This window comes from Brenneria tiliae, from assembly GCF_023347575.1.
In the GTDB taxonomy this organism is placed as follows: Bacteria; Pseudomonadota; Gammaproteobacteria; order Enterobacterales; family Enterobacteriaceae; genus Brenneria; species Brenneria corticis.
In genome coordinates this window covers 347,567-371,193 of record NZ_JAKPCB010000102.1, presented here as the reverse complement: position 1 = coordinate 371,193, position 23,627 = coordinate 347,567, and the positions used below count along the sequence as shown (strand labels likewise).

Below are 23,627 nucleotides of genomic sequence, written 5' to 3'. Positions count from 1 at the left end.
GCCACGCCATGATGAAGAGATTTGCCGCTATGCCATTCCAGGGAAATACCTGCCCGATGTATGAGCAAATCGCCGCCGTGTTGCAACGCGAAATTGCCGATGGCTGCTATAGCGAGACAGGGCGTCTCCCTTCGGAGGCAAAACTGATTGAACGTTTTGCCGTCAGCCGGGTAACCGTTCGCCAGGCGCTGGATCTGCTGGTGCAGGACGGGCTGGTGGAAAGGCACCGGGGCCGTGGTTCGTTCCTTGTTCGGCCGCGGTTGCGTCACAAGATGAATGCGTTACGGGGTTTTTACGATGAGCTGGTGCTGGCGGGGGTCGATCCTGAAACGGAAATGCTGGAGTTCGGGCCCCACATATTACCGCGGGCCTGGGTTAAAGACCTCGACTGGCCGGGCGATCGGGCGATTTTCCTGCAACGGCTGTACCGCGTTGATGATAAGCCTCTGGCATTGATCAATGCTTATCTGCATCCCATTGCCCATGTTGTCGAACGCCAACAGGCGTCAACCCATACTATTTATTCGATATTCACAGAAATTCTGCATCAACCCATTGAGTATGCCGACATCAGCATCAGTCTGACACAGGCCAGTCATGCGCACGCGACGCTGCTGGAATTGAAGCCAGGCACGCCCTTGCTGTCGATGTATCGCACCTCCGGCCTGGCCGATAACCGCATCGCTGAACGTACCCAGTTTCTTATCCGTCCGGAAGAGTACGAGTTTGTGTGGCAGGTCAGCGGGATGACCGCTTCAACGATGCGGTTGGCGCGGATTCGGCAACGTTGAAAATCGCTATTGATATTACACGGAGAGAAGCTCGTGATGGAATTAACCCTCGATGAACAGGCCATGCTGAATGGTGAAAGAGGCCCGGTTTTGCAGGATGCGCTGAAGTTGCAGCGGGCGATTGGCGAGTTCTGGGGGGCGCGGCGTTTTGTCGCCGTGTCGAATGTACATATGATGGGTGATATCGAAGTGCTGGGCGATGCCGGAAAAAACTTTCTGGAACTGGCGGCGGCGGGCGCGGCAAAAGCCGTCTGTCCGACATCCACCAATGCCCGCTGCGTGGATTTTCGTTTGGCCGACCGGTTGCGTCAGGATCCGCGCGAAGTCGCCAAAGAGACGCAGGTGATCCGCCTGCTGCGCGATATGGAAATCACAACCGTCGATACCTGTATCAATTATCAAACGATATATCAGCCCCATTTCGGGGAACATATCGCCTGGGGCGATACCGGCACAGTGATTTACGCCAACTCGGTTCTTGGCGCCCGCAGTAATTTCGAGGCCGGACCTGCCGCTCTGGCGGCGGCGCTTACCGGACGGACGGCAGAGTATGGTTTTCATCTTGATGTGCATCGCAAGGGAAACTTGCATGTGCAGATAGATTTTGCGCCGCAGGATCTGGCCGATTGGGGCGTCATCGGTAAACTGGTGGGAGAAGCGAACCAGAATTATTTCAGCGTTCCGGTCTTCACTGGCATTCAGCGCCAGATTTCATCGGATGAGCTTAAGCATCTGGGGGCGTCGCTGGCGTCGTACGGATCGATGGGCATGTACCACATCGTCGGCGTTACGCCGGAGGCCAGAACCGTTGATGAAGCATTTGGCGGCAACCGGCCGGCACAGACGATGCGCATCACCCGCCAGCATATCGAGAGCGTCTACGACAGCTATGACGGCGGCGGCCGGGCGCTGAATCTGGTGGTTTTTTCCGCTCCGCAGTTGTCCGTGCACGAGATGAAATATCTGGCCGAATTATTTCGCGGCCGACGGGTAAGGTCGGATACCCAGGTGTTTATTACCACCAGCAACGGCGTCAGAAGCCATGCGGGCCAACTCGGCTATCTGCAAACGCTGGAAGAGGCCGGAGTGCTGATTATGGAGGGCGTATGCTTTTATATCCTGCAAAATCTGCCGCAAATGCGCGAACAGAACGGCTGGCACAATATTGTCACCAACTCGGCCAAGCTGGCCAATATTATCAGGGCACATAAGTTTAATTCCATTTTGCGCTGCACCAGGGAGTGCGTCGATATTGCCACCGAGGGCGTTTGAGATGAAGCGGGTGAACGTAATTAGCGTTAATCGCGCCTATGGACGGGTTGTTGAGGGAGAAGTGCTGATTTCCGCAGAGGGGTTTAGTCCGCGTTACGACCTGGATCGCTGGAGCGGAGTGATAAGCCGGCCGGGACATGCGCTTGAAGGAATGAACATCCGTGACAAGATCCTCTTTTTCCCCAGCGCCAAGGGAGGCATTGCTGCGGGGTGGGCATTTTATGACATCAAGGCAAAGGGATTTGCGCCCAGAGCGTTGATCTTTGGCGTCACCAATCCGGTGATGGTGCAGGGTGCTATCTTTGCCGATATCACCATTACCGAAGGGTGGGATATGAATCCCGCCGCCGTGCTGACGACGGGGGACTGGGTCCGCGTCGATCCGCAAAGGCGCGCCATTACCGTTATCAATAACCGCCGGTAACGCGGGTTATCAAATAGGGGAGCGGGGTATTTGGTGATAACATCGCTCACTGAAACTGGCTGATACCGGGGCAAGGCATGGATTACAAAAAACAGGTACTGAATATACTGCACAGCACATCCGAGTCCCGGGCGGAAATGACGAAAAAGCTTGGCATCACCAAGGCATATATCACGAAAATTACCGCCTCTTTGATTCAATCGGGGTTAATTGAAGAACGTGAAATAAAGGATATTTCCTTTGGCAGGCCGCAGCAAATGCTGGCCGTCACGCCCGGCCGTTTTTTTAGCGTCAATATGATGCTGCGCCAGTCGGGATTTCAGGCCACGCTAAACGATTTTAATACCACCCGGCCGGCCCTGGCGGCCTGTTCTCGCCCATTGACGGGATTGCTCTCGCCCGCTCAATTGGGCGACATCATCATGGAGACGATCGATACGCTGACGGAACAAGCGCCGGCGGCGCGTGAAAATATTCTGACCTTTAGCCTGGCGCTGCAGGGCGGTATTGAGCAACACACGGGGCTGGTGCGCTGGTGTCCGATATTTAACGAGGAAAATATTAATCTGCAAGCGCTGCTCGAAGAGAGGATCGGCATTCAGAGCAATATTATCAATATCGCGCACTGTACAAGCTACATGCTCGAAAAGACGCGCCCCGGATCGGCGTCATGGATTGCCTTTATGCCGGGGTTCGGCAGCCTGGGATACGGCTACTGCATTAATGGTCGGCTGGGGCTGGGCGATAATGGATTTTATCCCGAGATCGTGCACTTACCCTATCCGGGGGGCATCGAGCAGGCGTTTTTCGTCGATGAGAGCAATAAGGAAGCGACCCTGCTGAAAACGGCGGATGCGTTGTATTTCGCCATCTGCTGCACCGCGCCCATCCATAATATCAAGTGCGTTATCGTTACCGGCGAACTCTTCGAAGACTATGGCGAAGAGATTATTCCGTTAACGCAACGGCTGATTATCGATAACCCGAACCGCCATATAAACACCATCCGAATTCATCATATCAAGGCCGGCTACAACTACGGTATGGTCGGCCTGGTGCAGATAAGCTCGGACGCCATAACCGACAGGATTATCACCTGACGCGCCGATGAGGATGCCGGCTTTTTATCATGCGCTTCGTGGATTGATAAGGCCGCGACGTTTACCCGTCCATCCCGCTGGCTGGTTGCCAGGTGTCATTTTCGCTAAAAAATCTTCATTTGGTATCAAAATTGAAGGTGGGATAGCGTTTTAGGTGCTTAAATGGTATCGTTTTCAAGTTGTTTTATTGTTTTAGTATCATATTCGCGGTTTGGATAAAGGATTCTTGTTATATGCAGGTTGGCTTCAAGGTGTTAGAACGTCTTTACGGCGTCGAGCTGGCACAGCCGCTGCGCGTCAAGTCGACGATTGGGGCGGTGCGCGTCCGCCGCGACGAAGACGGGCGAGTAGATAACCAATATCCGGCCAGTTACCGGCCGGCGGATGAATTTGCGGGGCATTTCGAGTTCGGGCTCAAGTACGAAGAGATCCACTTAGAGTTCTTTGCTCGCCTGTTTGCCGTCGTCGGCCCTGATCCTGTCGCGGCCTGGTGCCGACGCGAGCCTTTCGGCCAGTATGCACGCCGTGCCGGTTTCCTGTACGAGTGGCTGACGGGAGAACGGCTGGACGTGCCCGACCTGACCAACGGCAGGTATGTCGATGCCATCTCCTCGCAGGACTATCTCACCCGGGGCGAACCGCTGCGCGAGCGCCGCTGGCGGATCAATAATAATCTGCCGGGAACCGCCGCTTTCTGCCCTCTGGTTCGTCGCACCGCCGCGGTTCAGGAGGCGCTGCGTTTTGATTTCGCCGCGGCGCTGGCTGAACTCGATCGAACGTTTGGCGCCGACGTGCTGATGCGCACGGCAAGCTGGCTGACGTTCAAGGAGTCCCGCGCGAGCTTCCTGATCGAAAAAGAGGCCGACCAAACCGACCGCATCCAGCGGTTTGCGCATGTCATTGCCCAGTACAGCGGACGTATTGAAGACCCGTTGGGCAGCGACAGCCTGCGGATCTTGCAAGCCGGCATTCTGGGACGGGATGCCCTGGGATTGGGCCTGCGGCGCTCGCCTGTCTTCGTGGGGCAGGCCACCATGCGTGAAGATATTGTACATTACATCGCCCCTCACTTTGAGGACGTCGCGCGTATGCTGGAGGGGCTCAAGGTATTTGAGGTCGCGACGCGCGGAGCAGAGTCTGCGGCACGCGCTGCGGTATTGGCTTTTTCTTTTGTCTACATTCATCCGATGAGTGATGGCAACGGCCGGCTCCACCGTTTCCTGATCAACGACATCCTGGTGCGGGATGGGGCGGTACCTGACGGCGTCATTCTGCCGGTGTCGGCCACCATCACCAGTTCTATCGACTTTCGGGCGGGTTACTATCGCACGCTTGAAGTGTTTTCGCGTCCCTTTATGCGTCGCTATGCGACGGCTTACCGCTTCGGCGAGGTAGTGACCTGCGAGGATGGCACCCGCAGCAATTTCATTTTTGACGACTATAACGACGCGTGTTTCGCCTGGCGTTATCCGGATCTGACCGAGCACGTGCTTTACACCGCGCGCGTGATTGAGCACACGATCCGCCATGAGATGGCCGATGAGGCAAGGGTGCTGGCGACTTTTCGACTCGCGCAAGAGCGCCTCAAGGAAGTCATGGAGATGCCAAGTCAGGATGCTAACCGGATCATTCGCTCAATCAAGGAAAACGGCTGGCGGGTGTCCGGCAATCTGAGGACCGAGTATCCGCGCCTGGAGGACGAGCGTACGGCGCTTCGCGTCGTGAAGGCAGTGCAATCGGCGTTTGAGGATAGTGATGACTCCGGGTCCATCGGGTATTGAGCGCAGGGCGCGCTTCGCCAACGCCATTCGCCATTGTGTCAAAAGGAGTCTCCTTCATGCATTACAGCAAGTCTGGCAATAACGACCTCGATGTTTCGCCAAAGCGGCGCACACCGAGCTGGTGGAAACTGCTGGCGATCGTTCTGCTTATGCCGATAGCCGCGGTTGCCTATGTAATCTATCGGGTGGCGATGAACCCGGTACTGGGCGGCAGGCCCAACGGTGAACGTCTGGCGCGTATGCGGCAATCACCGCAGTGGCGCGATGGTCGATTTGTGAACCCGCAGCCGCAGTGGGCGGACTTTCGCAGCGCCTGGAAGCGCCTTTTGTTCGGCAAGACGAATCCCCATGGCAAGCCCGATGCGCCGGTTCCCACGGTGCGTACCGACGTCGCTATGCTGGCGACGGCGCCGGCTTCCGGGCTGCGCGTGACCTGGTTCGGCCACTCTTCCTCGTTGATCGAGATCGACGGCAGCAGGGTGCTTATTGATCCGCTATGGGGCGATCGCGCCTCGCCGTTGTCGTGGTTCGGGGCGAAGCGCTGGTATCCGCCGCTGGCGGAGCTGGAGTCATTGCGGGATATCGTCGATGTGGTGGTGATTTCCCACGAACATTTCGACCACCTGGATTACGCCGCCATCCATGCCATGCGCGCCTGGTCCACGCCGTTCGTCGTCCCGCTCGGCGTGGGCGCTCATCTATTGCGCTGGGGCATTCCTGAAGCGCGCATCCGCGAAGTGGACTGGTGGGAGTCGGTATCCATCGGCGGTCTGGACGTCGTCGCCACGCCCGCCCGGCATTCGTCGGGGCGCTTTTCTTTCGGGCCGCGGCCCTTATGGGCGGGGTTTGCGCTGATTGGCGCCCGGCATCGCGTCTGGTATTCAGGCGATACCGGCTTTCATGCCACGCTCACCGACATCGGCGAGCGGCTGGGGCCGTTTGATCTCACCCTTATTGATGCCGGTCAGTACGACGCCTTCTGGCCGGATGCGCACCAGGGACCGGAACTGGCGGTGGAGGCTCACCGGCGCGTGCGCGGCAAGGCCATGCTGCCGGTGCACTGGGCGTTGATCAAGCTGGCGGAGCATACCTGGACCGAGCCGGTCGAGCGGGTGCTTGCCGCCGCCCGCGGCCATGGGATTAGGGTGCTGACGCCCCGGCCCGGTGAAAGCATCGAACCCGCTAGCGCCGCGTCGGCCCGTTGGTGGCCGGAACTTCCGTGGCGTACCGCCGACGAAGCCCCCCTCTACGGCACCGAGGCGGGCGCGGCTTCCAGCCGCATCCGCCTCGGCGCCTGCGCGGACAATGGCCGCGAATAGATATATTCGCCGGTCGGGATTACTCCACCCGGACGTCAAAGCCGGAGAAGTATTGTTTGGCAAGCTTCTCGACGGTGCCGTCTTCTTTCACCTGCTTGATGGCGTTATCCAGCGCCTCTTTCAGCTTGGCGTCGTCTTTGCGCAGACCGAAACCGATGCCGCTGCCGAGAATGGTGGTGTCGTCAACCGGTTGGCCGATAAAGGCGAAGCCTTTGCCCTCCGGCCGGTCGAGAAAACCGGTTTGACCGGCCGCCGCCATCACCAGCGTACCGTCCAGACGACCGGCCGCCAGATCGTCATAGGCCAGATTCTGATCTTTGTAAGAGGTCACCGTGACGCCCTGTTTCTCCCAGTGCTCTTTGGCATAGATTTCCTGAATGGAACCCTGAAGCACGCCGATGGTTTTGCCTTTCAGCGCCTCCGCCGTCGGCGCCAGTCCGGCCTCCGGTTTGCCCAGCAACTGGGTGGGGATGCGGTAAATCGGGGTGGTGAAATCAATGGCTTCTTTACGCTTTTCGGTGATGTTCATCGCCGAATTGATGGCGTCGAATTTTTTGGCTTTCAGCGCCGGGATCAGCGAGTCAAATGAGGTTTCGACCCAGGAGCATTTGAAGTTGCCGGCTTTACAGATGGCATGGCCCAGATCGATATCGAATCCTTCCAGCTGGCCTTGCGCATTTTTACTTTCAAACGGCGGGTATTCGGCTTCCACGCCGAAACGCAGTTCGGTCTGCGCCATGGCGAAGGAGGAAGAGAGTAAACCAAGCGATACCATCAGCATGTTTAATTTTTTCATATCGGGAACGATCTCCGCTAATTCGATGAGTTGTGATTAAAATAGTGTCCCACAGCGTAAACACACCGCGTTAACGCCTGTTGCCCGCCACCTGGCACAGCGCTTTCGCCCCTGCCAGCAATGTCGCATCATCCTTGGAAAAAGAAAGACGAATCAGTTTGTTATCGGTGCCATCGGTATAAAACGCCGACAGCGGAATAGTCGCGACGCCCTGTTCCACGATCAGCCGTTTCACCATTTCGCCGTCGCTTTCGTCGCTGAAATGCCGGTAATCGGCCAGAATAAAGAAAGATCCGGCGGAAGGTAACAGTTTAAACGGGCCGTCGCGCAGCGCATCGACCAGCAGATCGCGCTTCTGCTGATAGAAGGCGCCGAGCGACAGGTAGGTCGCCGGGTCGGCCATATATTCCGCAAAGGCGTACTGCATCGGCGTGTCGGCGGAGAACATCAGGAACTGATGCACCTTGAGGATTTCATCCATCAGCGCGGCGGGGGCCAGACAGTAGCCCACGCGCCAGCCGGTCACGTGAAAGGTTTTGCCGAATGACGAGACAATCACGCTGCGCGCCGCCAGCGTCTGGTGGGTCGCCATGCTGTGGTGGCGCTGATTATCAAACACTACGTGCTCATATACTTCATCGGACAGGATCACGATGTCGGTGTTGCGCGTCAGGCGGTCCAACTGCGCCAGATCGTCGGCGCTCAGCACCTGTCCGCTCGGGTTGTGCGGCGTGTTGATGATGATCATCCGGGTACGGGAGTTGATGGCGGCCTGAACCTCATCCCAGTCGATGCTGAAGGCCGGAACGGACAGTTTTAGCGCCACCGGTTTGGCGCCCTGTAGCCGGACAATCGGCGCATAGCTGTCAAACGAAGGTTCAAAATAGATCACTTCATCGCCCGGATGCACCAGCGCGGAAATGGCGGAATAGAGCGCTTCGCTGGCGCTGGCGGTGATGGTGACCTCCTGATCGGCGTCGTAGCGCTGGCCGTACAGGCGTTTGACTTTCTCCGCCACCACCTCTTTGAGCGACACCAGCCCGGTCATCGCGGCATACTGGTTATGGCCCTGTTCCATGGCGCGGGTCACCCCGGCGATAAGTTCGGGCGCACAGGGAAAGCTGGGCGCGCCCTGCGATAGGTTGATGGCGTTGTGCTGGCTTGAGAGCTGACTGATAACGGTGAAAATGGTGGTACCCACATCCGGTAATTTTGAGCTGAATTGCACCGGGGTTTGAATCGGCATGTCTATCTCCGTTTTCGCCGTAATAAGTGAATAATTATTCATTTATTAGACGTTGCGGCGGCTGGCGCCACAATCGAATTGTTGTCATAATAGCCATGAGTAAAATTCATGGCTTAGCCGTTATTTCCCGCTATTCCGGCATAAATCTCAGCGGGAGCGACGGGTTGGCTACGGATTGCCATCAATTCGCAGCCGCGTTTTTCCTGACGGCCGCTAACATATTTATGTAGTCGATTTTCTTATGGCTCGTTGCTTGAGGGCAGGTTTCGATAATGAATAAACGTATTCCCCCCTTGAATGCCCTGCATGCGTTTGTGGTGACGGCCCGCCACCTCAATTTTACCCGCGCCGCGGAGGAGCTGTTCGTCACTCAGGGCGCGGTCAGCCGCCAGATAGCCACGCTGGAAGCCTGGCTGGGCGTGATGCTGTTTCAGCGCCACGCCCGCGGTCTGCGGCTGACGCCGCAGGGCAGCCGGCTGCTGCCGGAAATCAGCGAGATATTCGAGCAACTCTTCAACGTGACGGGAAAAGTCCGCGAGCGCGGCGCCGTCCGGATGAAAGCCCCCACCTGCGCCATGCGCTGGCTGCTGCCTCATCTGATGAGAATGGAGCAGGCGCGGCCGGATATTCACGTATCGCTCACCACCACTACCGAACACGACGTCGATTTTCGCGCGGAAGACTATGATGCGGCGGTGGTGTTCGCGCCGGACGGCGCGGCGCGGCGGCATGGCGTCAAGCTGTTTGACGAGGTGCTGTCGCCGGTGGCGGCGCCGCATCTGCTGCCGGCCGGGAACGACAGGCTGACGGCGGAGCAACTGACGTCGTTCACGCTGTTGCATCCCACGCAGGATCGGCGGGACTGGAAACTCTGGCTGAAAGCCCAGGGTATGGATGAGCGGGTTATGCGCCGCAATCAGCAGTTCGATACCATGGATCTGGCCATCAGCGCCGCGATCCAGGGCTTCGGGGTGGCGATGGCGGATGTCACGCTGGTGGTGGAAGATATCCGGCGACAGCGCCTGGTAAGGCCTTTCGACGAAACGGTAAAAACCGGCGCCGCTTATTATCTGGTGCATCGCCCCGATGTGCAGGCGCAATGGCTGACCGATTTTCTGGACTGTTTTACGCACTGTATTGAAACGGATTGTTGAATCTTTATCGCTGGTTGGTGTTGCATGGCAGGGGCTTTGCCGACATTGAACGTTATTTCACATCCGCCAGCCGTTAATCAATTCGCATCGCGGGGCTCCGGGTAGGCTAATAGGTATCGTTGATACGTTAACCTGCCTATATCTCGCGGATAAATTTCATTTCTCCATAAGCATTAGGCGATCTCGTTCAAAAAAACATAAAAAAGGCGGCGTACATTTTTACCATCCCTCCCTTCTTCCATTGAGTGTGAGACGTGTCATAGCATCTCGCGGCCGGATGGCAAATAATATACCCCCGTTATAAATAGGGTTTTAAGTAATCTATTAGGCTACGGCGGGGACGATCTCTAACCTGACTGGCTAATCCGATTATTATGAACAACAAATACCAATTGCATGAAATCTTTGACGTTAGCCGGTTGCAAACGTTGCAGGATAGTTTCAGCAAATCCATGATGATTGCGTTGGTGGTTGTCGACGAACAAGGCGTTCCCGTCACCAAACCCAGCGGTTTTTGCGATTTTTGCGCCCGTTCGCGGCTTAATCCCGTCCTCGCCACGCGTTGCTACGAATGTGACAACGCCGGTGGCCGGGCGGCGATGGATGCCTGTAAGCCGGTGGTTTATCGCTGTTACTGCGGTTTCGTCGAATTTGCCGTGCCAATCATGATCAATAATCACTATCTGGGCGCGTTTATCTCCGGCCAGGTGAAAGTTGAAAGCGAAAAAGAAGAGGTTATTCCCTATATTCTGGATGAAAATTGGGTGTGGCAGGAAAATCCGCTTTTGGTGAATATGCATGAAAATATGAAACGCATGCCCTACGAGCGTTTTGAATCCACCGCCTATACCTTGCTGCACGTGGCTTCTTATCTGGTCGAGCAGGCCTATACCAATAATATTCAGCGTGAATTGCACCAGAAAGATCTGGAGCTGGCTACCGAGCTGCGTAAACGGGTCGAAATTGAACGTTCCCTGCATGAGGCCGAATTCAAGGCCCTTTCCTACCAGATTAACCCGCATTTTCTGTTTAACGTGCTTAATACCATTGGTCGCCTGGCATTTCTGGAAAACGCGCAGCGAACGGAAAATATGGTGCATGATTTTTCCGATATGATGCGTTATTTATTGCGTAAAAGTAATAATGGACTGATTACCCTGCGCAATGAAATCGGCTATGTAAACAGTTACATGTCGATTCAAAAGGTGCGGATGAGCGATAGGTTCGACTATATTTTCAATATTCCTGATAAATATCTGGACGTCATTTGTCCTTTTTTGATTCTTCAGCCGCTGGTGGAAAATTTCTTTAACTATGTGGTCGAGCCCAGGGAAATAAAAAGTCATATTCTGATCAGGGCGACTGACGACGGTCGGGATGTGATTATAGAGGTAACGGATAATGGGGATGGCATTTCACCACAGGATATCGACGGTATCTTATCCGGTAATGAAAACCGCAAGAAAGGCGGGATAGGCATTAATAATATTAAAAATCGACTCCAGCTATTGTTTGGTGAAAGCTACGGTTTGGAGATATCCAGTCCACATAAGCCGAATCTGGGAACGACGATAAAATTGCGTTTCCCGATGCAGGAAGCCGGATAATAAAGGGGGAGCGCATCATGTATAACGTGGTCATTGTCGAAGATGAACATATCGAGTCTGAATCGTTGCGGCGGATTATTGCGGAGAACATTGAGAACGCCAGTATCCATGAAGCCTCCACGGGAAGAAAAGCGATTCAACTGATTGATCAACTTAATCATATCGATATGATCCTGGTTGATATCAATATTCCGCTGCCCAATGGCAAAGACGTCATCGAATATTTACGGCGTACCAATGACGACACCAAAGTGATTGTCACCACCGCAAACGATGACTTTGATATTGTGCGCAGTATGCTGGGTTTGAAAGTGGATGATTATTTACTCAAACCGGTAAAGCAGAGCATATTGACCGATGTGATCAAAAAAACGCTGCATTACGATGCGGATGACAATATTGCGACGCGTGAACTGAAACAGAAAGTATTTTCCTTGATTGATGGGGGCGACTATCCGGCATGGAATGCGCTGGTTTTTCAGACCATTGATGGAGCCTATTGGGATAAATTCGGCGATCGCCGTCAGACCGTGGTGGATTTTCTGGAACTGCTGAACCAGTATCTCAGCACGAAAACGAATACTTTTGCCGCATCGCAGGCGACGTTGAAAACGCTGATTAAAGAGGTTTCGACCCGGGGATTAATCGATTCGCTGTACTTCCGTATTTTGCAGTGCGTTGTTACCTTAAGCGGCGAGCTGTTCGAAAACGGATTTAAACATGCCGCGCATCTGACGGACTTTATTGATAGAGCAAAATTTCATATTGAAAAGAATCTGTTGCGCCACATTACGCTGGATGATATCGCCGAAAAATCGTTTGTCAGCGCCTGCTATTTAAGCCGGGCGTTTAAGAAAACGACGGGGACGGGATTTTCTACCTACGTCGCCAAGCGGAAGATCAAAATTGCCAAATCATTATTGCAGTTCAGTGACTTGCAGGTAAACACCATCGCGCTCGAACTGGGCTATCAGGACGCGAACTATTTTTGCCGCATCTTTAAAAAAGAGACGGGAATGTCGCCTTCCGATTACCGCAAAACGATGGTGGCGGAGGCATAATAGCCGTGGCGCCGGGGTAAATGCGGGATTTTGCTGGCGCCCGGGGGATAAAACAAAATAATCCATCGCGACAGCAAGAAAGTTCACCGGCCTGTGGCGTCCCGCCTTATAAAATAGGCGAAAATATCAGGCGGGAAACGGTGCAGGCGTGGATGATTATCTGTTTACTTCCGAATCGGTGGCCGAAGGGCATCCGGATAAAATCGCCGATCAGATTTCGGACGCCATACTGGATGCCATCCTGGTGCAGGATCCCTGGGCCAGAGTGGCCTGCGAATGTCTGGTTAAAACGGGCATTGCGATTGTGGCGGGCGAAATCTCGACCTCGGCCAGCGTGGATATGGAAACCATCATCCGCCAAACCATCAAACAGATCGGCTACGATCGTTCGTCCCTGGGCTACGACGGCAATACCTGCGGCGTACTGAACCTGATTGGCCGGCAGTCGCCGGATATAGCGCGCGGTATCCGGCATGATGCGCCGGACCAGTTAGGGGCCGGCGATCAAGGCATTATTTTTGGCTACGCCACGCGGGAGACGCCGGAGCTGATGCCCGCGTCGCTGGTCTATGCCCATCGGTTGATGGAGCGTCAGGCCCGGCTGCGCAAATCCCGGCATTTACCCTTCCTGCTGCCGGATGCCAAAAGCCAGGTCACGTTGCGCTACCGCAATCACCAGGTGCGGGGCGTGGATACCATCGTGATTTCCACTCAGCATCAGGCGGATGTCTCGCAGGCGACGCTGCGCGAAGCCGTCATCGAAGAAATTATCAAACCGGTTATCCCCATGCGCTGGCTGACGCCGCAAACCCGCTTTCTGGTGAACCCGGCGGGGCCGTTTGTCACCGGCGGGCCGGTGGGCGATTGCGGCTTGACCGGGCGCAAGATCATTGTCGATACCTATGGCGGCGCGGCCTGTCACGGCGGCGGGGCGTTCTCCGGCAAGGATCCTTCCAAGGTCGACCGCTCCGCGGCCTACGCCGCGCGCTATGTCGCCAAAAATATCGTCGCGGCGGGGCTGGCCGCGCGCTGTGAAGTGCAACTGGCGTGGGCGATTGGCGTCGCTCGCCCCGTGGCGACACGGATCAATACCTTCGGCACCGCAACGATAGCCGCCGAAAGGCTGTCGCAACTCGTCGACGCGCATTTCGATCTCAGCGTTTACGGCATTATTCAAATGCTGGATTTATTGGCGCCGCGTTATCGCCAGACGGCCTGCTACGGCCATTTCGGTCGGCCTCACTTTCCCTGGGAGAGGACGGATAAAGCACAGCAATTGCGTGAGATGGCTTAGCGCCTATCCCGCTGGCGCCAGCTTAATCGTTTTACCGGGAACGGCCTGGAGCCGCTGCCGGTACGCAAAAGCCGACGGCAGGGCGTTGGGAAAAACCTCCAATGCAACAATAAACAGGAATGGATTATGGCTAAGCAAAGTTTAGGTCTGATAGAAACCGTCGGCCTGACGGCGGCGATTGAAGCGGCGGATGCCGCGGTGAAGTCCGCCAACGTCAATCTGGTGGGATATGAACTCGCTAAAGGGGGCGGTATGGTTACGGTCAAGCTGGAAGGCGAGATCGGGGCGGTCAACGCCGCCATTTCCGCCGCCAGCCATGCGGCCGGTAACGTCGGGCGGGTCTACGCGCAAAAAGTGATAGCCCGTCCCGCCGATCATCTTGAGCCGTTGATTCGGTCGCCGGAAACCGTGGGGATTAGCCGCGCAGAAACCGGTACGGTTTCTGAAACGCAGAGACTAGAGGATTCGTCTCCCGCAGTCGCAGAGCCAGAGGCGCAAGCGCCAACGATCCCGGTGGTTAATCTGGATACTGGCGTTGATGATACGACATCGCCATGTGGCGATGGTTTCGCGTTGTCTGAGGCTGAAACAACTCCGTTGGCAAGCAAATCGAAGAGAACGAACGCTCCTGAATCTGCTACGCCGGAGCCGCCTCAAAAGCCAGGCCGTCAGTCAGGTGGAAAAAAATCGCCGCGTAGAGACTAATGGCGTTTACCAAGCGTGGAGTGTTTGTCGTTGCCTGACCCATATTAATGGGTCACCACTGGTTAACTCGTGGCGAGTCCGTTCAGCCACATCGACATACCACTATAGGTTTGATGTGTATCACTGGCCAATGCGCCATAATGTTCGATAAGCGTACAATATGAGAGTGTTGCCAATCCCGCAGCACGAAAGTCCTCTGCAACATAAACCGATTCAACCTGAGGTAAAAGGCTAGGGAACGCATCTGGTGCGGTTAGATTGAATGTAAGAACAAGATTGGCGGCGATACACCCTGTGGTTTTGTGACGAATATGAAGACGTACGGTATTATTTTTTTCGGTTGTCAATACAGCATCATATCTATCCGCGTCACGGTCCTGAAGCTCCGGCAGCCATGTGGCTGCTACTGAATCCGACTGTAGTTGGGCAGGCCATTTAAGGGTTTCATAATGTGATGAAATCAGTGCTGGCATCAGACGTGTGCTTGCTTATAGCGACGATAAATGGCCAGCGCCTCTTCGCCAATTTTTGAATATGCGCTTTGCGTCTTATCAATTTGATTATTAAAACGTGTTGAACCATTTTGTTCGACATTCACCACGGCAACGGGGGTGACGTACTCCCAGGGTTGGTGTTGATGCCAGGATTCATGCACAACCAGTAAGCGAGGCCGCTTCTGACGCTCCTTAAAACTCAGCACCTCAAATTCACCAGGAATGCCGGGTAATTGTAGCGTGCCAACCGGTTCTGTACGCATCAGCAATGTCGTAGTGGAATGGGAGATCAGTTCATTATTCTTCATGATTGATGACCTATCGCTGAATACAAGGGTATTCGATAAGCATATAAGACAATGCGCGAGAATAAAACCTTTCGGTTTGACGATCGCGAGATCAGCAGATATCCCTGCCTGAGCAGGGACACGAAGGGAAGGATCACAGCAACGGCAGCAGGGTGAAAAAGCCGATGGTTCCCAGCAGGTTTACCAGCGTCGTCATAATGGCGATGGTAAAGGCGGGCGGGTCGATATGCGTGTCGGCATGCACCAGGAAAAGACGGGAAAGCAGTTCCCCCAGCAGAGCGCACAGGATGCCGATAAGCGCGGCCCAGATCAGGCTGCCGGAGAGTACGGCGGTCAGCGCGGCGGGCAGGGCGATATGGTGGGAAACCGGCACCAGGGTGTTGAAATGCAGAAAGATTAGCGAAAAGGCGGCAATGCCGAAGGCCAGCAGCGCCCCGTTGCCGCCGAACGCATCGCCCAGATAGCCCGCCATCAGGCCGATACCGAGTCCCAGCACGCACAGCTGGGGGATTTGGCTGTGATAGGGCATCCAGCATTTTTCCTGCGGCGGATAGCAGCGGCGAATACCCGCTTCCGGTTTTCCCAACAGGCCGGTTTGCCCGAAAACCAGCCGCACGACGATGCCGGAAATCACCACCGTGAGGGCGACGGTATCCGTCCAGGCCAGACCGGTCGGGAAAGCGGGGATCTGGTTCAATCCCCAGGCGATAACATAGCCCAGCGCGCCAAACACGCCGCCGACCAACAACACATCGGGAGCGCCCAGGCCGCTCAGCCCGGCGGTGATGTCCCGGCCGGAGGCGAGTTTTCCTTTTTTGGCCGCATAGGCGGTGGCGGCCACGCCCGCGGCGAACCCGCCCACATGCGGACCAAAATAGCCGAAGGGAAACTGGATAAAATCGGAGGGAGCGCCGGTGATGATTTGTACGACCGCCATGGCGATCACTAATATTCCGACAAATTCAAATGCCGCCAGCGCGCCGATGGCGGCGCCGAATATTCCGCCGCCAAAGGCAATTAAAATATCAACGCTATTCATATAGCCGACCTCAATAATAGTTATACCCGTCATACTTCAAGCTGCAGATGCGTTGGCTGCGCTCTGTCACCCGAATCACTTACCTGTGTAAGCTCATCGGGATTGAATGAGAGACATCCTGTCTCTCACCGGAGGCCAGCCGTTGGCTGGTCAAATTCGTTCCCGACGAATCTGTCCTTCACTTGCCGCCTTCCTGCAACTCGAATTATTTAGGGTATAAACAGGGTATGAAATAATAAAAATAGGGCGTTGCCCCTCCTGGAATAAATATCAATTTATTTTTTTTTAATTTATATAAAACCGATTAACCGCCGACCTGGCATTGGAATCCCAGCGATTCTATTTCCTGTTTTAATCGGTTTGCTTTTTCTTGCGCGATACTTGGCGTATCGCCCATCGGATAATCCCGCCCCAACAGCGAATATTTATTTTCCCCGTAGGTGTGATAAGGCAATAAGTGAATGGTATCCACATTTTGCATCATGCGGGCAAATTCACCGATTGCACGTATCTCCTGTGAATTGTCATTGACGCCGGGAATCAGCGGAATTCTGACAATCGTTTGGGCGATAAACGATATTCTGATGAGATTCTCCAGAATCTGTTGGTTATCCACGCCAGTATTGGCGCGATGCACCGCCGGATTCAGGGCCTTAATATCGGTCAGCGCCAGATCGACATACGGAAATACGCTTTCGATAACCTCCTTGGGGGCGAGCCCCGCGGTCTCTATGGCGGTGTGCCAGCCTTTTTCCTTACAGGCTTTCAATAGCTCGCGCGTAAAGTCAGGTTGGGAAAGCGGCTCTCCGCCCGATAGCGTAATCCCGCCGCCCGAGCGGCGATAGATACTCTCCTCTTTCTGCAATTCCCTCACCACCTGGCGCACGGTGAGGCGTTCGCCTTTCATCTCCAGCGCCGCGGTCGGGCAGACCCGAGCGCAGTCCCCGCAGTTAATACAGCGCGAGCGATCGATAAAACGCGGGTTTTGCACCGCGATAGCCTGTTGCCGACAGGCGGCCAGACATTTGCCGCAATGAATGCAGTCGTTTTTTTTGTAGATTAATTCAGGTTCGGGCCGCTGCGACTCAGGATTGCTGCACCATTTGCAGGACATCGGGCAACCTTTTAAAAAAGGGATGGTGCGTATGCCGGGGCCATCGTGCAGAGAATAGCGCTGAATATTAAAAATGACGCCTTCTGTATCATACTGAACTTTATTCATAACATTACTCGTAAGAAATGCGTCAGCGAGAGCGTATCAAACGACACTGCCGTCAGGTTGCCGGGGGGCTATACGCCGGGGTGCGGGTATAGCCCCTGTCATTGCGTCCGCGGTTAGAAATGCTGTTCCGTACGACTGATAATGTCGTCCTGCACTTCTTTGGCCAGCACCACGAACTGCGCGCTGTAACCGGCGACGCGCACCACCAGATCGCGATGCTTTTCCGGATGCCGCTGGGCTTCCAGCAGGATATCGCGGTCGATGACGTTGAACTGCACGTGCATCCCTTTGCGGTCAAAGTAACCCCGCACCATGCCGCCGAAGTTACGCAGGCCCTTGTCTCCCGCCAGCGAGGCCGGCAGGAATTTCTGGTTGTACAGCGTCCCGTTGGAGGCGATGAAATGGTCCAGCTTGGCGACCGAGTTGGCGGCGGCGGTCGGCCCCTGGGTATCTTTCCCCTGACGCGGCGAAACGCCGTCGGCCAGCGGTTCTTTGGCCAGGCGACCGTCAGGCAGCGCGCTGACGTCTTTACCGAACAGCACGTTGGCGGATACCGGGTAGATGCCGGCCTGGAACTGGCCGCCGCGCGGGTTGGTATATTTCTCCACCTCCCGGCAGTAGATCAGCGCGCACTGGCGCGCGACCAGATCCACATCGTCGATGTCGTTGCCGAAGCAGGGAGTGCTTTCCAGAATGCGGCGGATCTCCTGATAGCGCTCGTTGCCGTTCGGGCTGTCGGCCGGCTTGATACCGGACGTGAGCTGACGGTAAACCTCGTTTTTGATTGCCGCCGGATCCAGTTCGCCGTTCTGTTCGATCACCCGTTTCACCACGGCGTAGATATCCTGCTCATCGGGCGATGACGTCGCCGCGGCGGCGCGAGCGCCCACCGGGTAGCCGAAGTTGGCGTCCAGCGCGCTCTTCAGCTCTTGCTGGGTGATTTTGCGCTCTTCAAACACCTGCTTCTGGATGGCGTAGACCGAGTCGCCGGTGTCGGCGACGCCGAAGGCCTGCGGGCCGGTGAAGTTATAAATGGCGCCGCCGTCCTGTAACGATTTGCCGCGCCCGATACAGTCGTCCACCAGCGCGGACAGGAACGGCAGCGGGCAGCGTTCGGCGTGGGCGATATCCACGCTGTTGCAGGCTTCCACCAGCTGATGAACGAAATACGCCATCTGCGTCTGAAAGGCGGTATAAAAGTCCTCCATGCCGGTGAACTGGGTAAATTCACCCGTGACCGGGCCCAGTTGCTTACCGCCGGCTTTACCGTTGTTCAAGGTGATTTCCAGCACCTTGGCGACGTTGAAGAAGGCGGCGTCGTGCCAGCCTTCGGTACGGTGCGGCGCCTGAGGTTCAACGCAGCCGATAATGCAGTAATCGCGCGCGTCGCGCAGGGAGACGCCGCGGTTTTGCAGCGCCGGGATAATCACTTCGTCGTTGTACATCGCCGGCACGCCCAGACCGAGGCGCACCAGTTCACAGGCGCGATAGAGGAACTCGTCCGGGGAGCCCTGCCATACGCGAATGGAGAAAGACGGCTGCGGCAAACGGACGTGCGCCGATGCTTCCATACACATGTAGCTCAGTTCATTGGTGGCGTCGCGGCCGTCTTCCGTCTGACCGCCGACGCACAGGTTCTGAAACACGGCGTAGCCGGCGAACGCCTGCGCGGAGACTTCGTCGCGGGTTTTGTTGATGTCGTTAAGCTTGATCCAGCAGCAGTCGATCAGCTCCTGGGCGAATTCGTTGCCGATCCCCTGGTCGGCGGCGTAGTACGGATACATATACTGGTCGAAACGTCCCGGCGAGATGGAGTGGCCGCTGGATTCGATTTGCAGCATGCTTTGCAGGAACCAGAAGGTCTGGCAGGCTTCCCAGAAGGTCGTCGCGCCGTGCTCCGGAACGCGGGTACAGTTCTGGGAGATTTGCAGCAGTTCCTGCTTCCGCGTCGGATTGCTTTCCTGCTGCGCCAGCTGCGCGGCATGTTCCGCATAGCGATGCGCGTAGCGGATAGCGGCGTTGTAGCTGATAAGGATGGCCTGATAGAACTGCTCTTTTTTAATATAATCCACATCGAGACGGTTCAGGTTTCCCTGCGCGCGGTTCACTTCGTCGATGATGCCGCGAAAGCCGATGCGCAAAATCTTGCCGTAATCGACGCAGACGTGGCCCACGCCGCCGTAGAAATAGTTACCGACGGTGAAAACGCCGTTCGCTATGCTGTCTTTGGTGTTTTCGGACATATAGGAGGCGGCCAGGGCGCTGGTGGTACGGCCCGGCCAGTATTTGAAGGCCTCATGCAGGGCGTTGGCGGTATCTTTCGGAATGATAAACGGGTCGGCCACGCGGGATTCCATGGTGTCGAACTCTTTTTCCACCCATTCATACGAGAATTCCGGGCAGATTTCCGTTGAGCGCGGATTAATGGTGACGGCGCCGACGATTAATTCATCCGGGCGGATGGTGACCGGTAAATGGTCGAATATTTTCTCGACGACTTTCGCGCGGCGCATAATCGCCGGCAGACCCTCGGTTTCTTTATAAGCCTCGGTGGCTAATACGGCGCGCTCTGATTCGACATAGGGCCTGGCGTTCAAAATGCTATTTTTCAGTCTGACTACACGCTCTGTCGGATTTAAAAAACCTTTCTCTAACATATCCATGACTCCTGAATTTTAAATTTTTATCGGGTAGGCGATACGGACGCATTCATGACTTGCCGCCAATCAGGGTAATAAAATGACGCAGCAGTTCCGGGTGTCCCATCCAGCTTGTCGCCGTGACGAGATTGTCATCCACGACGGCCTCTTCGGCGCCGACGCTGCGATAAATACCGCCGGCAAGTTCAATTTCCGGTTTTACGGTAAAATAGGCGGTCAGCGTTTTTCCTTTGACGACGCCCGCGGCAACCAGTATTTGCGGACCGTGGCAGATAGCGGCAATCGGCAATGAAAAATTCATGGCGTATTGAACAAGATTCAACACGGATTTATTCAGCCGTAAATATTCCGGCGCTCGTCCGCCGGTAATATAAAAGCCGCAGTAATCCTGCAGGCGAATATCCTCGAAAGAGGCGGTCAGTCTGAATAAATGGCCGGGCTTTTCGGTGTATGTCTGGTCGCCTTCAAAATCATGAATGGCCGTTTTGATAAATTCCCCGGCTCTTTTCCCTGGGCAAACCGCATCGACCCGGAAACCCAATACGCTTAATGCCTGCCACGGCACCATGACTTCATAATCTTCAGAAAAATCGCCTGTCAGCAGTAATATTTTCTTCATAGGTCAATTCTCAGAATTTATTGTCGTCATCTTCGATGAACCGCATGGCTTCATTGACCGCTGAAACCTCGCCGAAAATGGCCAGGGTGGTAATGTGCTGCGGGCAGCTACCGTATATTTCCGCAACCACGACATTGGCGTTTTTACAAGCCGCATCGGCGTAGAAATAGAGATCCGGCACCGGCAGCATGATAAGAGCAATGGCGTCAATGCGTATCAGATCGAGCCTGGCTCGAAATTCGCCGTGCATTCTGCGTTTCAGCATGGCCAGAATGTCGGGCGTCGGCGCATTAATGATTCGTTTTTTCATAAGACAGCAACCCTGAGCCCGTGCGCCGGCTAGCGGATATTAAGGGATTCAACCATCACGCAGCGGCGTTGCCGGGTAAACGATCGGGCCGACGTCAGCCCTTCCCCGGTCGGTCCGGCGATGGTGAACGTAACATGCCCTTCGCCGCCGACCCCGATACCTGCGTAAGACGGTCCGTTTTTGACAAAGATGGTGGTTTGGATCAGCTTCGCCATCCTGGTCAGTTTTTCGACGTTGGTGGAGTGCATGATGGCGGTATGACGGTTGCCGTTCTCGACCTTGACGGCCAGATCGATAGCGTCGTCCACATTATCCACTCTGACCAGCGGCAGCACCGGCATCATCAGTTCATGCAGCACGAAGGGGTGGTCTTTTTCCGTTTCAATCAAAATCACCTTGATCTCCGGTTCAGCGGAAATGCCCAGCTGTTGCAGGATGAAACGGGCGTCTTTGCCTACCAATGCGCTATTCGGCCCGCTGCCTTTCTCGTTCATCGCCAACGATTGCAGGCGCTGAATCAACGGCTTGTCGCTCAGCAGATAAGCGCCGCTTTTCTTCATGCAGTGGATCAGATAATCCGCCACCTGATTGACGACGATCACCTCCTTTTCCGCCACGCAGGGCAGGTTATTGTCGAAGGCGCAACCCTTGATGATGTCGCGGGCGGCTTTTTCAATATCCGCCGTTTCATCCACCACCGCAGGAGGGTTGCCCGCGCCCGCGCCAATCGCTTTCTTGCCGGAGGACATCACGATTTTGACCAGCGCGGGGCCGCCGGTGGCGACCAGCATATTGATGCGAGGATCGCTAATCAGCGCGTGGGTGTTATCGATAGAGGGATTGGCGATGGTGACCACCAGATTGGCGGGCGCCCCCAGCTGAGCCAGCCTGTTGTTGATCAGGGTTACCGTGTGCAGCGATACCCGACGGGAACGCGGATGCGGGCTGAACACCACGGTGTTGCCGGCCGCCAGCATGCCGATGGCGTTATTGATGATGGTTTCCGTCGGATTGGTGGTCGGGGTAATGGCTCCAATCACGCCAAACGCCGAATGCTCGATCAGCGTCAGGCCGCCGTCGCCGCTGCACGCGCTGGTGGGCAGATCCTGCAATCCCGGCGTTTTCAGGGCGGCAATGCGGTTTTTGATGCGTTTATCGTTATAGTTGCCCATGCCGGTCTCTTCCACCGCCATCCGGGAAAGGGTGTCCAGCACGTCGTCCTGCAGAAAAACCTCGCGCAGGCCGTTGATAAAGGTCTCCCGGTCCTGCATGGAACAGTGGCGATATTGCACCTGCGCCAGCGCGGCGGCGGCAATGGCGTCGTCCATGCCGTTAAAGATACCGGCGTCGGAAACGCCGATGTCCGCACCGACCGCCGGAGTGGCGGATAAGGCCGCCGGTACGCCCGGTTTTTGCTGCGCCAGCACCTGCGCCACAATATCATCCAGCCGCGTCAGGCCGGACGGCTTCGGTTCGCCGGCGACCGGGCGTTCGTCAGGCGCGGGAGCGGTTGCGCCATATTTTCTCAGGATGGTGGAAACAGCCTGAGCGATTTCAAGATCGTTCATCTTTCAGTTCCTTACCTCATATCGTACTGCGCTCACGGTGCCCGCAGGGATCAGATATAGGGCGTGGTGGTCGATTTGATTTCCGCCGGGTCCAACGTGGCAAGCAGCTGCAGGCCGACATCACGCGCGGCGATCACCGCCTGGCGCACCGCGCCGGAATCCCCGGCGAAGGTGAAAATCACCTCGTTGCTGAAGCTGGTTCCCTTGCTCGGGCTGGCATAACCAATCGGCTCCACCACCGCGGCTTTGGAAGCCGCATCGGCGAGCACCACGCCAATGGCGGCGGGAGAGGCGCAGGTCATCCCGAAGGATTTACCGACCGGCGCGCCGAAGGCCTTGTTCAGCGCATAGCTGGCGCGCGCGGTGTACTGGAATTCCAGATGACCGGCGGGCGAACCGTAGACGTCACCCATGGTGCGGTCGATTTCGGACAGCGCGACCTCCACCGCCCGGCGCACGTCGGAGACGTCTTGCGCGCCAAAAATGATCAGGCAGCCGTGTCCGCCGCCGCCCTCGGTATCGCGCGCCAGTTCGATAATCAGGATTTCGCTGTTGGTGGCCTTGACGGCTTCATCGGCGGCGAAAATATGCGGCCCCGCGCCAGTGCGGGCGCCGAGAATACCGATGGAACGAAACTTTTTATCGATATTCATCAATTCATGCAGCTGGTGATCGACGTTGGCGATCACCAGGCCGATGGTATGCCCCAGCGCCGTACCGACAAATTCCGTGAGGCCGCATCCGGCAACGGCGGCGAGCGCCGGCGTGCGGTTGGGCGCGTCGGTCGGCTTTTTCATCACTTCAGATATAATCTGTTCGACAAGATTATCTCTCATGGGAATGACCCTCTCGGTTTA

At 55.9% G+C, this 23,627-nt stretch carries 21 protein-coding genes and 1 pseudogene; 11 read left to right on the top strand and 11 right to left on the bottom strand.

Annotated features, from left to right (window positions below):
• Nucleotides 1-29: 29 nt before the first annotated feature.
• From MFP24_RS20380 to MFP24_RS20355, 6 genes are all read left to right on the top strand, one after another.
• Nucleotides 30-791: a GntR family transcriptional regulator gene (locus MFP24_RS20380; protein WP_249232093.1), complete on the top strand. Its 762-nt coding sequence runs from the start codon at nt 30-32 to the stop codon at nt 789-791.
• Nucleotides 792-827: 36 nt separating this feature from the next.
• Complete coding sequence (locus MFP24_RS20375; RefSeq protein WP_249232183.1) at nt 828-2,063, top strand: aconitase X; 1,236 nt, start codon at nt 828-830, stop codon at nt 2,061-2,063.
• Between the two features lies 1 nt (nt 2,064).
• Entirely contained in the window at nt 2,065-2,487 is a 423-nt protein-coding gene (locus MFP24_RS20370) for an aconitase X swivel domain-containing protein (protein WP_249232092.1), read from the top strand.
• Between the two features lie 77 nt (nt 2,488-2,564).
• On the top strand, nt 2,565-3,587 hold the full coding sequence (locus tag MFP24_RS20365; RefSeq protein WP_249232091.1) for an ROK family protein: 1,023 nt from the start codon (nt 2,565-2,567) through the stop codon (nt 3,585-3,587).
• 233 nt (nt 3,588-3,820) lie between these two features.
• Nucleotides 3,821-5,368 carry a Fic family protein gene (locus tag MFP24_RS20360; RefSeq protein ID WP_249232090.1) on the top strand — a complete coding sequence of 516 codons (1,548 nt, stop codon included), beginning with the start codon at nt 3,821-3,823 and terminating at the stop codon, nt 5,366-5,368.
• A 56-nt stretch (nt 5,369-5,424) separates the two neighbouring features.
• Nucleotides 5,425-6,687, top strand: coding sequence for an MBL fold metallo-hydrolase (locus tag MFP24_RS20355; protein ID WP_249232089.1), 1,263 nt, complete (start codon nt 5,425-5,427; stop codon nt 6,685-6,687).
• 19 nt (nt 6,688-6,706) lie between these two features.
• Here the strand turns inward: MFP24_RS20355 and MFP24_RS20350 are convergent, their stop codons facing one another.
• Nucleotides 6,707-7,483, bottom strand: a complete 777-nt coding sequence (locus MFP24_RS20350) for an ABC transporter substrate-binding protein (protein ID WP_249232088.1) — start codon at nt 7,481-7,483, stop codon at nt 6,707-6,709.
• 70 nt (nt 7,484-7,553) lie between these two features.
• Entirely contained in the window at nt 7,554-8,729 is a 1,176-nt protein-coding gene (locus tag MFP24_RS20345; RefSeq protein ID WP_249232087.1) for a pyridoxal phosphate-dependent aminotransferase, read from the bottom strand.
• 272 nt (nt 8,730-9,001) lie between these two features.
• Between MFP24_RS20345 and MFP24_RS20340 the strand changes: the two genes are divergently transcribed.
• The 5 genes and pseudogenes from MFP24_RS20340 to MFP24_RS20320 form a co-directional block, all read left to right on the top strand.
• The gene (locus MFP24_RS20340; RefSeq protein ID WP_249232086.1) at nt 9,002-9,883 is read left to right on the top strand and encodes a LysR substrate-binding domain-containing protein; all 882 of its coding nucleotides are present in this window, start codon (nt 9,002-9,004) and stop codon (nt 9,881-9,883) included.
• Between the two features lie 374 nt (nt 9,884-10,257).
• Nucleotides 10,258-11,490, top strand: coding sequence for a sensor histidine kinase (locus MFP24_RS20335; protein WP_249232085.1), 1,233 nt, complete (start codon nt 10,258-10,260; stop codon nt 11,488-11,490).
• 17 nt (nt 11,491-11,507) lie between these two features.
• Nucleotides 11,508-12,551, top strand: a complete 1,044-nt coding sequence (locus tag MFP24_RS20330; protein ID WP_249232084.1) for a response regulator transcription factor — start codon at nt 11,508-11,510, stop codon at nt 12,549-12,551.
• 148 nt (nt 12,552-12,699) lie between these two features.
• Nucleotides 12,700-13,845, top strand: a complete 1,146-nt coding sequence (metK, locus tag MFP24_RS20325) for a methionine adenosyltransferase (RefSeq protein ID WP_249232083.1) — start codon at nt 12,700-12,702, stop codon at nt 13,843-13,845.
• A 126-nt stretch (nt 13,846-13,971) separates the two neighbouring features.
• Nucleotides 13,972-14,238: pseudogene (locus MFP24_RS20320) on the top strand (BMC domain-containing protein); the annotation flags it as partial.
• A gap of 374 nt (nt 14,239-14,612) precedes the next feature.
• On the opposite strand, the gene MFP24_RS20315 reads toward MFP24_RS20320, so the two are convergent.
• The 9 genes from MFP24_RS20315 to pduB form a co-directional block, all read right to left on the bottom strand.
• Complete coding sequence (locus tag MFP24_RS20315; RefSeq protein ID WP_249232082.1) at nt 14,613-15,023, bottom strand: hypothetical protein; 411 nt, start codon at nt 15,021-15,023, stop codon at nt 14,613-14,615.
• Nucleotides 15,023-15,352: a hypothetical protein gene (locus MFP24_RS20310; RefSeq protein WP_249232081.1), complete on the bottom strand. Its 330-nt coding sequence runs from the start codon at nt 15,350-15,352 to the stop codon at nt 15,023-15,025. The genes MFP24_RS20315 and MFP24_RS20310 overlap by 1 nt, the downstream gene beginning before the upstream one ends.
• A gap of 133 nt (nt 15,353-15,485) precedes the next feature.
• On the bottom strand, nt 15,486-16,424 hold the full coding sequence (locus tag MFP24_RS20305; protein WP_283163576.1) for a DUF7973 family transport facilitator: 939 nt from the start codon (nt 16,422-16,424) through the stop codon (nt 15,486-15,488).
• 271 nt (nt 16,425-16,695) lie between these two features.
• Nucleotides 16,696-17,613 carry a glycyl-radical enzyme activating protein gene (locus tag MFP24_RS20300; RefSeq protein ID WP_249232080.1) on the bottom strand — a complete coding sequence of 306 codons (918 nt, stop codon included), beginning with the start codon at nt 17,611-17,613 and terminating at the stop codon, nt 16,696-16,698.
• A 113-nt stretch (nt 17,614-17,726) separates the two neighbouring features.
• Nucleotides 17,727-20,270, bottom strand: coding sequence for a glycyl radical diol dehydratase GrpM (gene grpM / locus MFP24_RS20295; RefSeq protein WP_249232079.1), 2,544 nt, complete (start codon nt 20,268-20,270; stop codon nt 17,727-17,729).
• A gap of 52 nt (nt 20,271-20,322) precedes the next feature.
• A complete protein-coding gene (locus tag MFP24_RS20290; RefSeq protein ID WP_249232078.1) occupies nt 20,323-20,892 on the bottom strand; it encodes a DJ-1/PfpI family protein in 570 nt (189 codons plus the stop codon).
• Nucleotides 20,893-20,902: 10 nt separating this feature from the next.
• Nucleotides 20,903-21,202, bottom strand: a complete 300-nt coding sequence (locus MFP24_RS20285; RefSeq protein ID WP_249232077.1) for a BMC domain-containing protein — start codon at nt 21,200-21,202, stop codon at nt 20,903-20,905.
• A 29-nt stretch (nt 21,203-21,231) separates the two neighbouring features.
• Nucleotides 21,232-22,770 (bottom strand): aldehyde dehydrogenase family protein, encoded by a 1,539-nt coding sequence (locus MFP24_RS20280; protein WP_249232076.1) that lies wholly within the window; start codon nt 22,768-22,770, stop codon nt 21,232-21,234.
• A 50-nt stretch (nt 22,771-22,820) separates the two neighbouring features.
• Nucleotides 22,821-23,606 (bottom strand): propanediol utilization microcompartment protein PduB, encoded by a 786-nt coding sequence (gene pduB, locus MFP24_RS20275; RefSeq protein ID WP_249232075.1) that lies wholly within the window; start codon nt 23,604-23,606, stop codon nt 22,821-22,823.
• Nucleotides 23,607-23,627 lie beyond the last annotated feature (21 nt).

Bases quoted from the DNA above. Each gene is read 5' to 3' on its own strand.
- MFP24_RS20380 (WP_249232093.1), top strand. From the start codon at position 30: ATGCCATTCCAGGGAAATACCTGCCCGATGTATGAGCAAATCGCCGCC.
- MFP24_RS20375 (WP_249232183.1), top strand. From the start codon at position 828: ATGGAATTAACCCTCGATGAACAGGCCATGCTGAATGGTGAAAGAGGC.
- MFP24_RS20370 (WP_249232092.1), top strand. From the start codon at position 2,065: ATGAAGCGGGTGAACGTAATTAGCGTTAATCGCGCCTATGGACGGGTT.
- MFP24_RS20365 (WP_249232091.1), top strand. From the start codon at position 2,565: ATGGATTACAAAAAACAGGTACTGAATATACTGCACAGCACATCCGAG.
- MFP24_RS20360 (WP_249232090.1), top strand. From the start codon at position 3,821: ATGCAGGTTGGCTTCAAGGTGTTAGAACGTCTTTACGGCGTCGAGCTG.
- MFP24_RS20355 (WP_249232089.1), top strand. From the start codon at position 5,425: ATGCATTACAGCAAGTCTGGCAATAACGACCTCGATGTTTCGCCAAAG.
- MFP24_RS20350 (WP_249232088.1), bottom strand. From the start codon at position 7,483: ATGAAAAAATTAAACATGCTGATGGTATCGCTTGGTTTACTCTCTTCC.
- MFP24_RS20345 (WP_249232087.1), bottom strand. From the start codon at position 8,729: ATGCCGATTCAAACCCCGGTGCAATTCAGCTCAAAATTACCGGATGTG.
- MFP24_RS20340 (WP_249232086.1), top strand. From the start codon at position 9,002: ATGAATAAACGTATTCCCCCCTTGAATGCCCTGCATGCGTTTGTGGTG.
- MFP24_RS20335 (WP_249232085.1), top strand. From the start codon at position 10,258: ATGAACAACAAATACCAATTGCATGAAATCTTTGACGTTAGCCGGTTG.
- MFP24_RS20330 (WP_249232084.1), top strand. From the start codon at position 11,508: ATGTATAACGTGGTCATTGTCGAAGATGAACATATCGAGTCTGAATCG.
- MFP24_RS20315 (WP_249232082.1), bottom strand. From the start codon at position 15,023: ATGCCAGCACTGATTTCATCACATTATGAAACCCTTAAATGGCCTGCC.
- MFP24_RS20310 (WP_249232081.1), bottom strand. From the start codon at position 15,352: ATGAAGAATAATGAACTGATCTCCCATTCCACTACGACATTGCTGATG.
- MFP24_RS20305 (WP_283163576.1), bottom strand. From the start codon at position 16,424: ATGACGGGTATAACTATTATTGAGGTCGGCTATATGAATAGCGTTGAT.
- MFP24_RS20300 (WP_249232080.1), bottom strand. From the start codon at position 17,613: ATGAATAAAGTTCAGTATGATACAGAAGGCGTCATTTTTAATATTCAG.
- grpM (WP_249232079.1), bottom strand. From the start codon at position 20,270: ATGTTAGAGAAAGGTTTTTTAAATCCGACAGAGCGTGTAGTCAGACTG.
- MFP24_RS20290 (WP_249232078.1), bottom strand. From the start codon at position 20,892: ATGAAGAAAATATTACTGCTGACAGGCGATTTTTCTGAAGATTATGAA.
- MFP24_RS20285 (WP_249232077.1), bottom strand. From the start codon at position 21,202: ATGAAAAAACGAATCATTAATGCGCCGACGCCCGACATTCTGGCCATG.
- MFP24_RS20280 (WP_249232076.1), bottom strand. From the start codon at position 22,770: ATGAACGATCTTGAAATCGCTCAGGCTGTTTCCACCATCCTGAGAAAA.
- pduB (WP_249232075.1), bottom strand. From the start codon at position 23,606: ATGAGAGATAATCTTGTCGAACAGATTATATCTGAAGTGATGAAAAAG.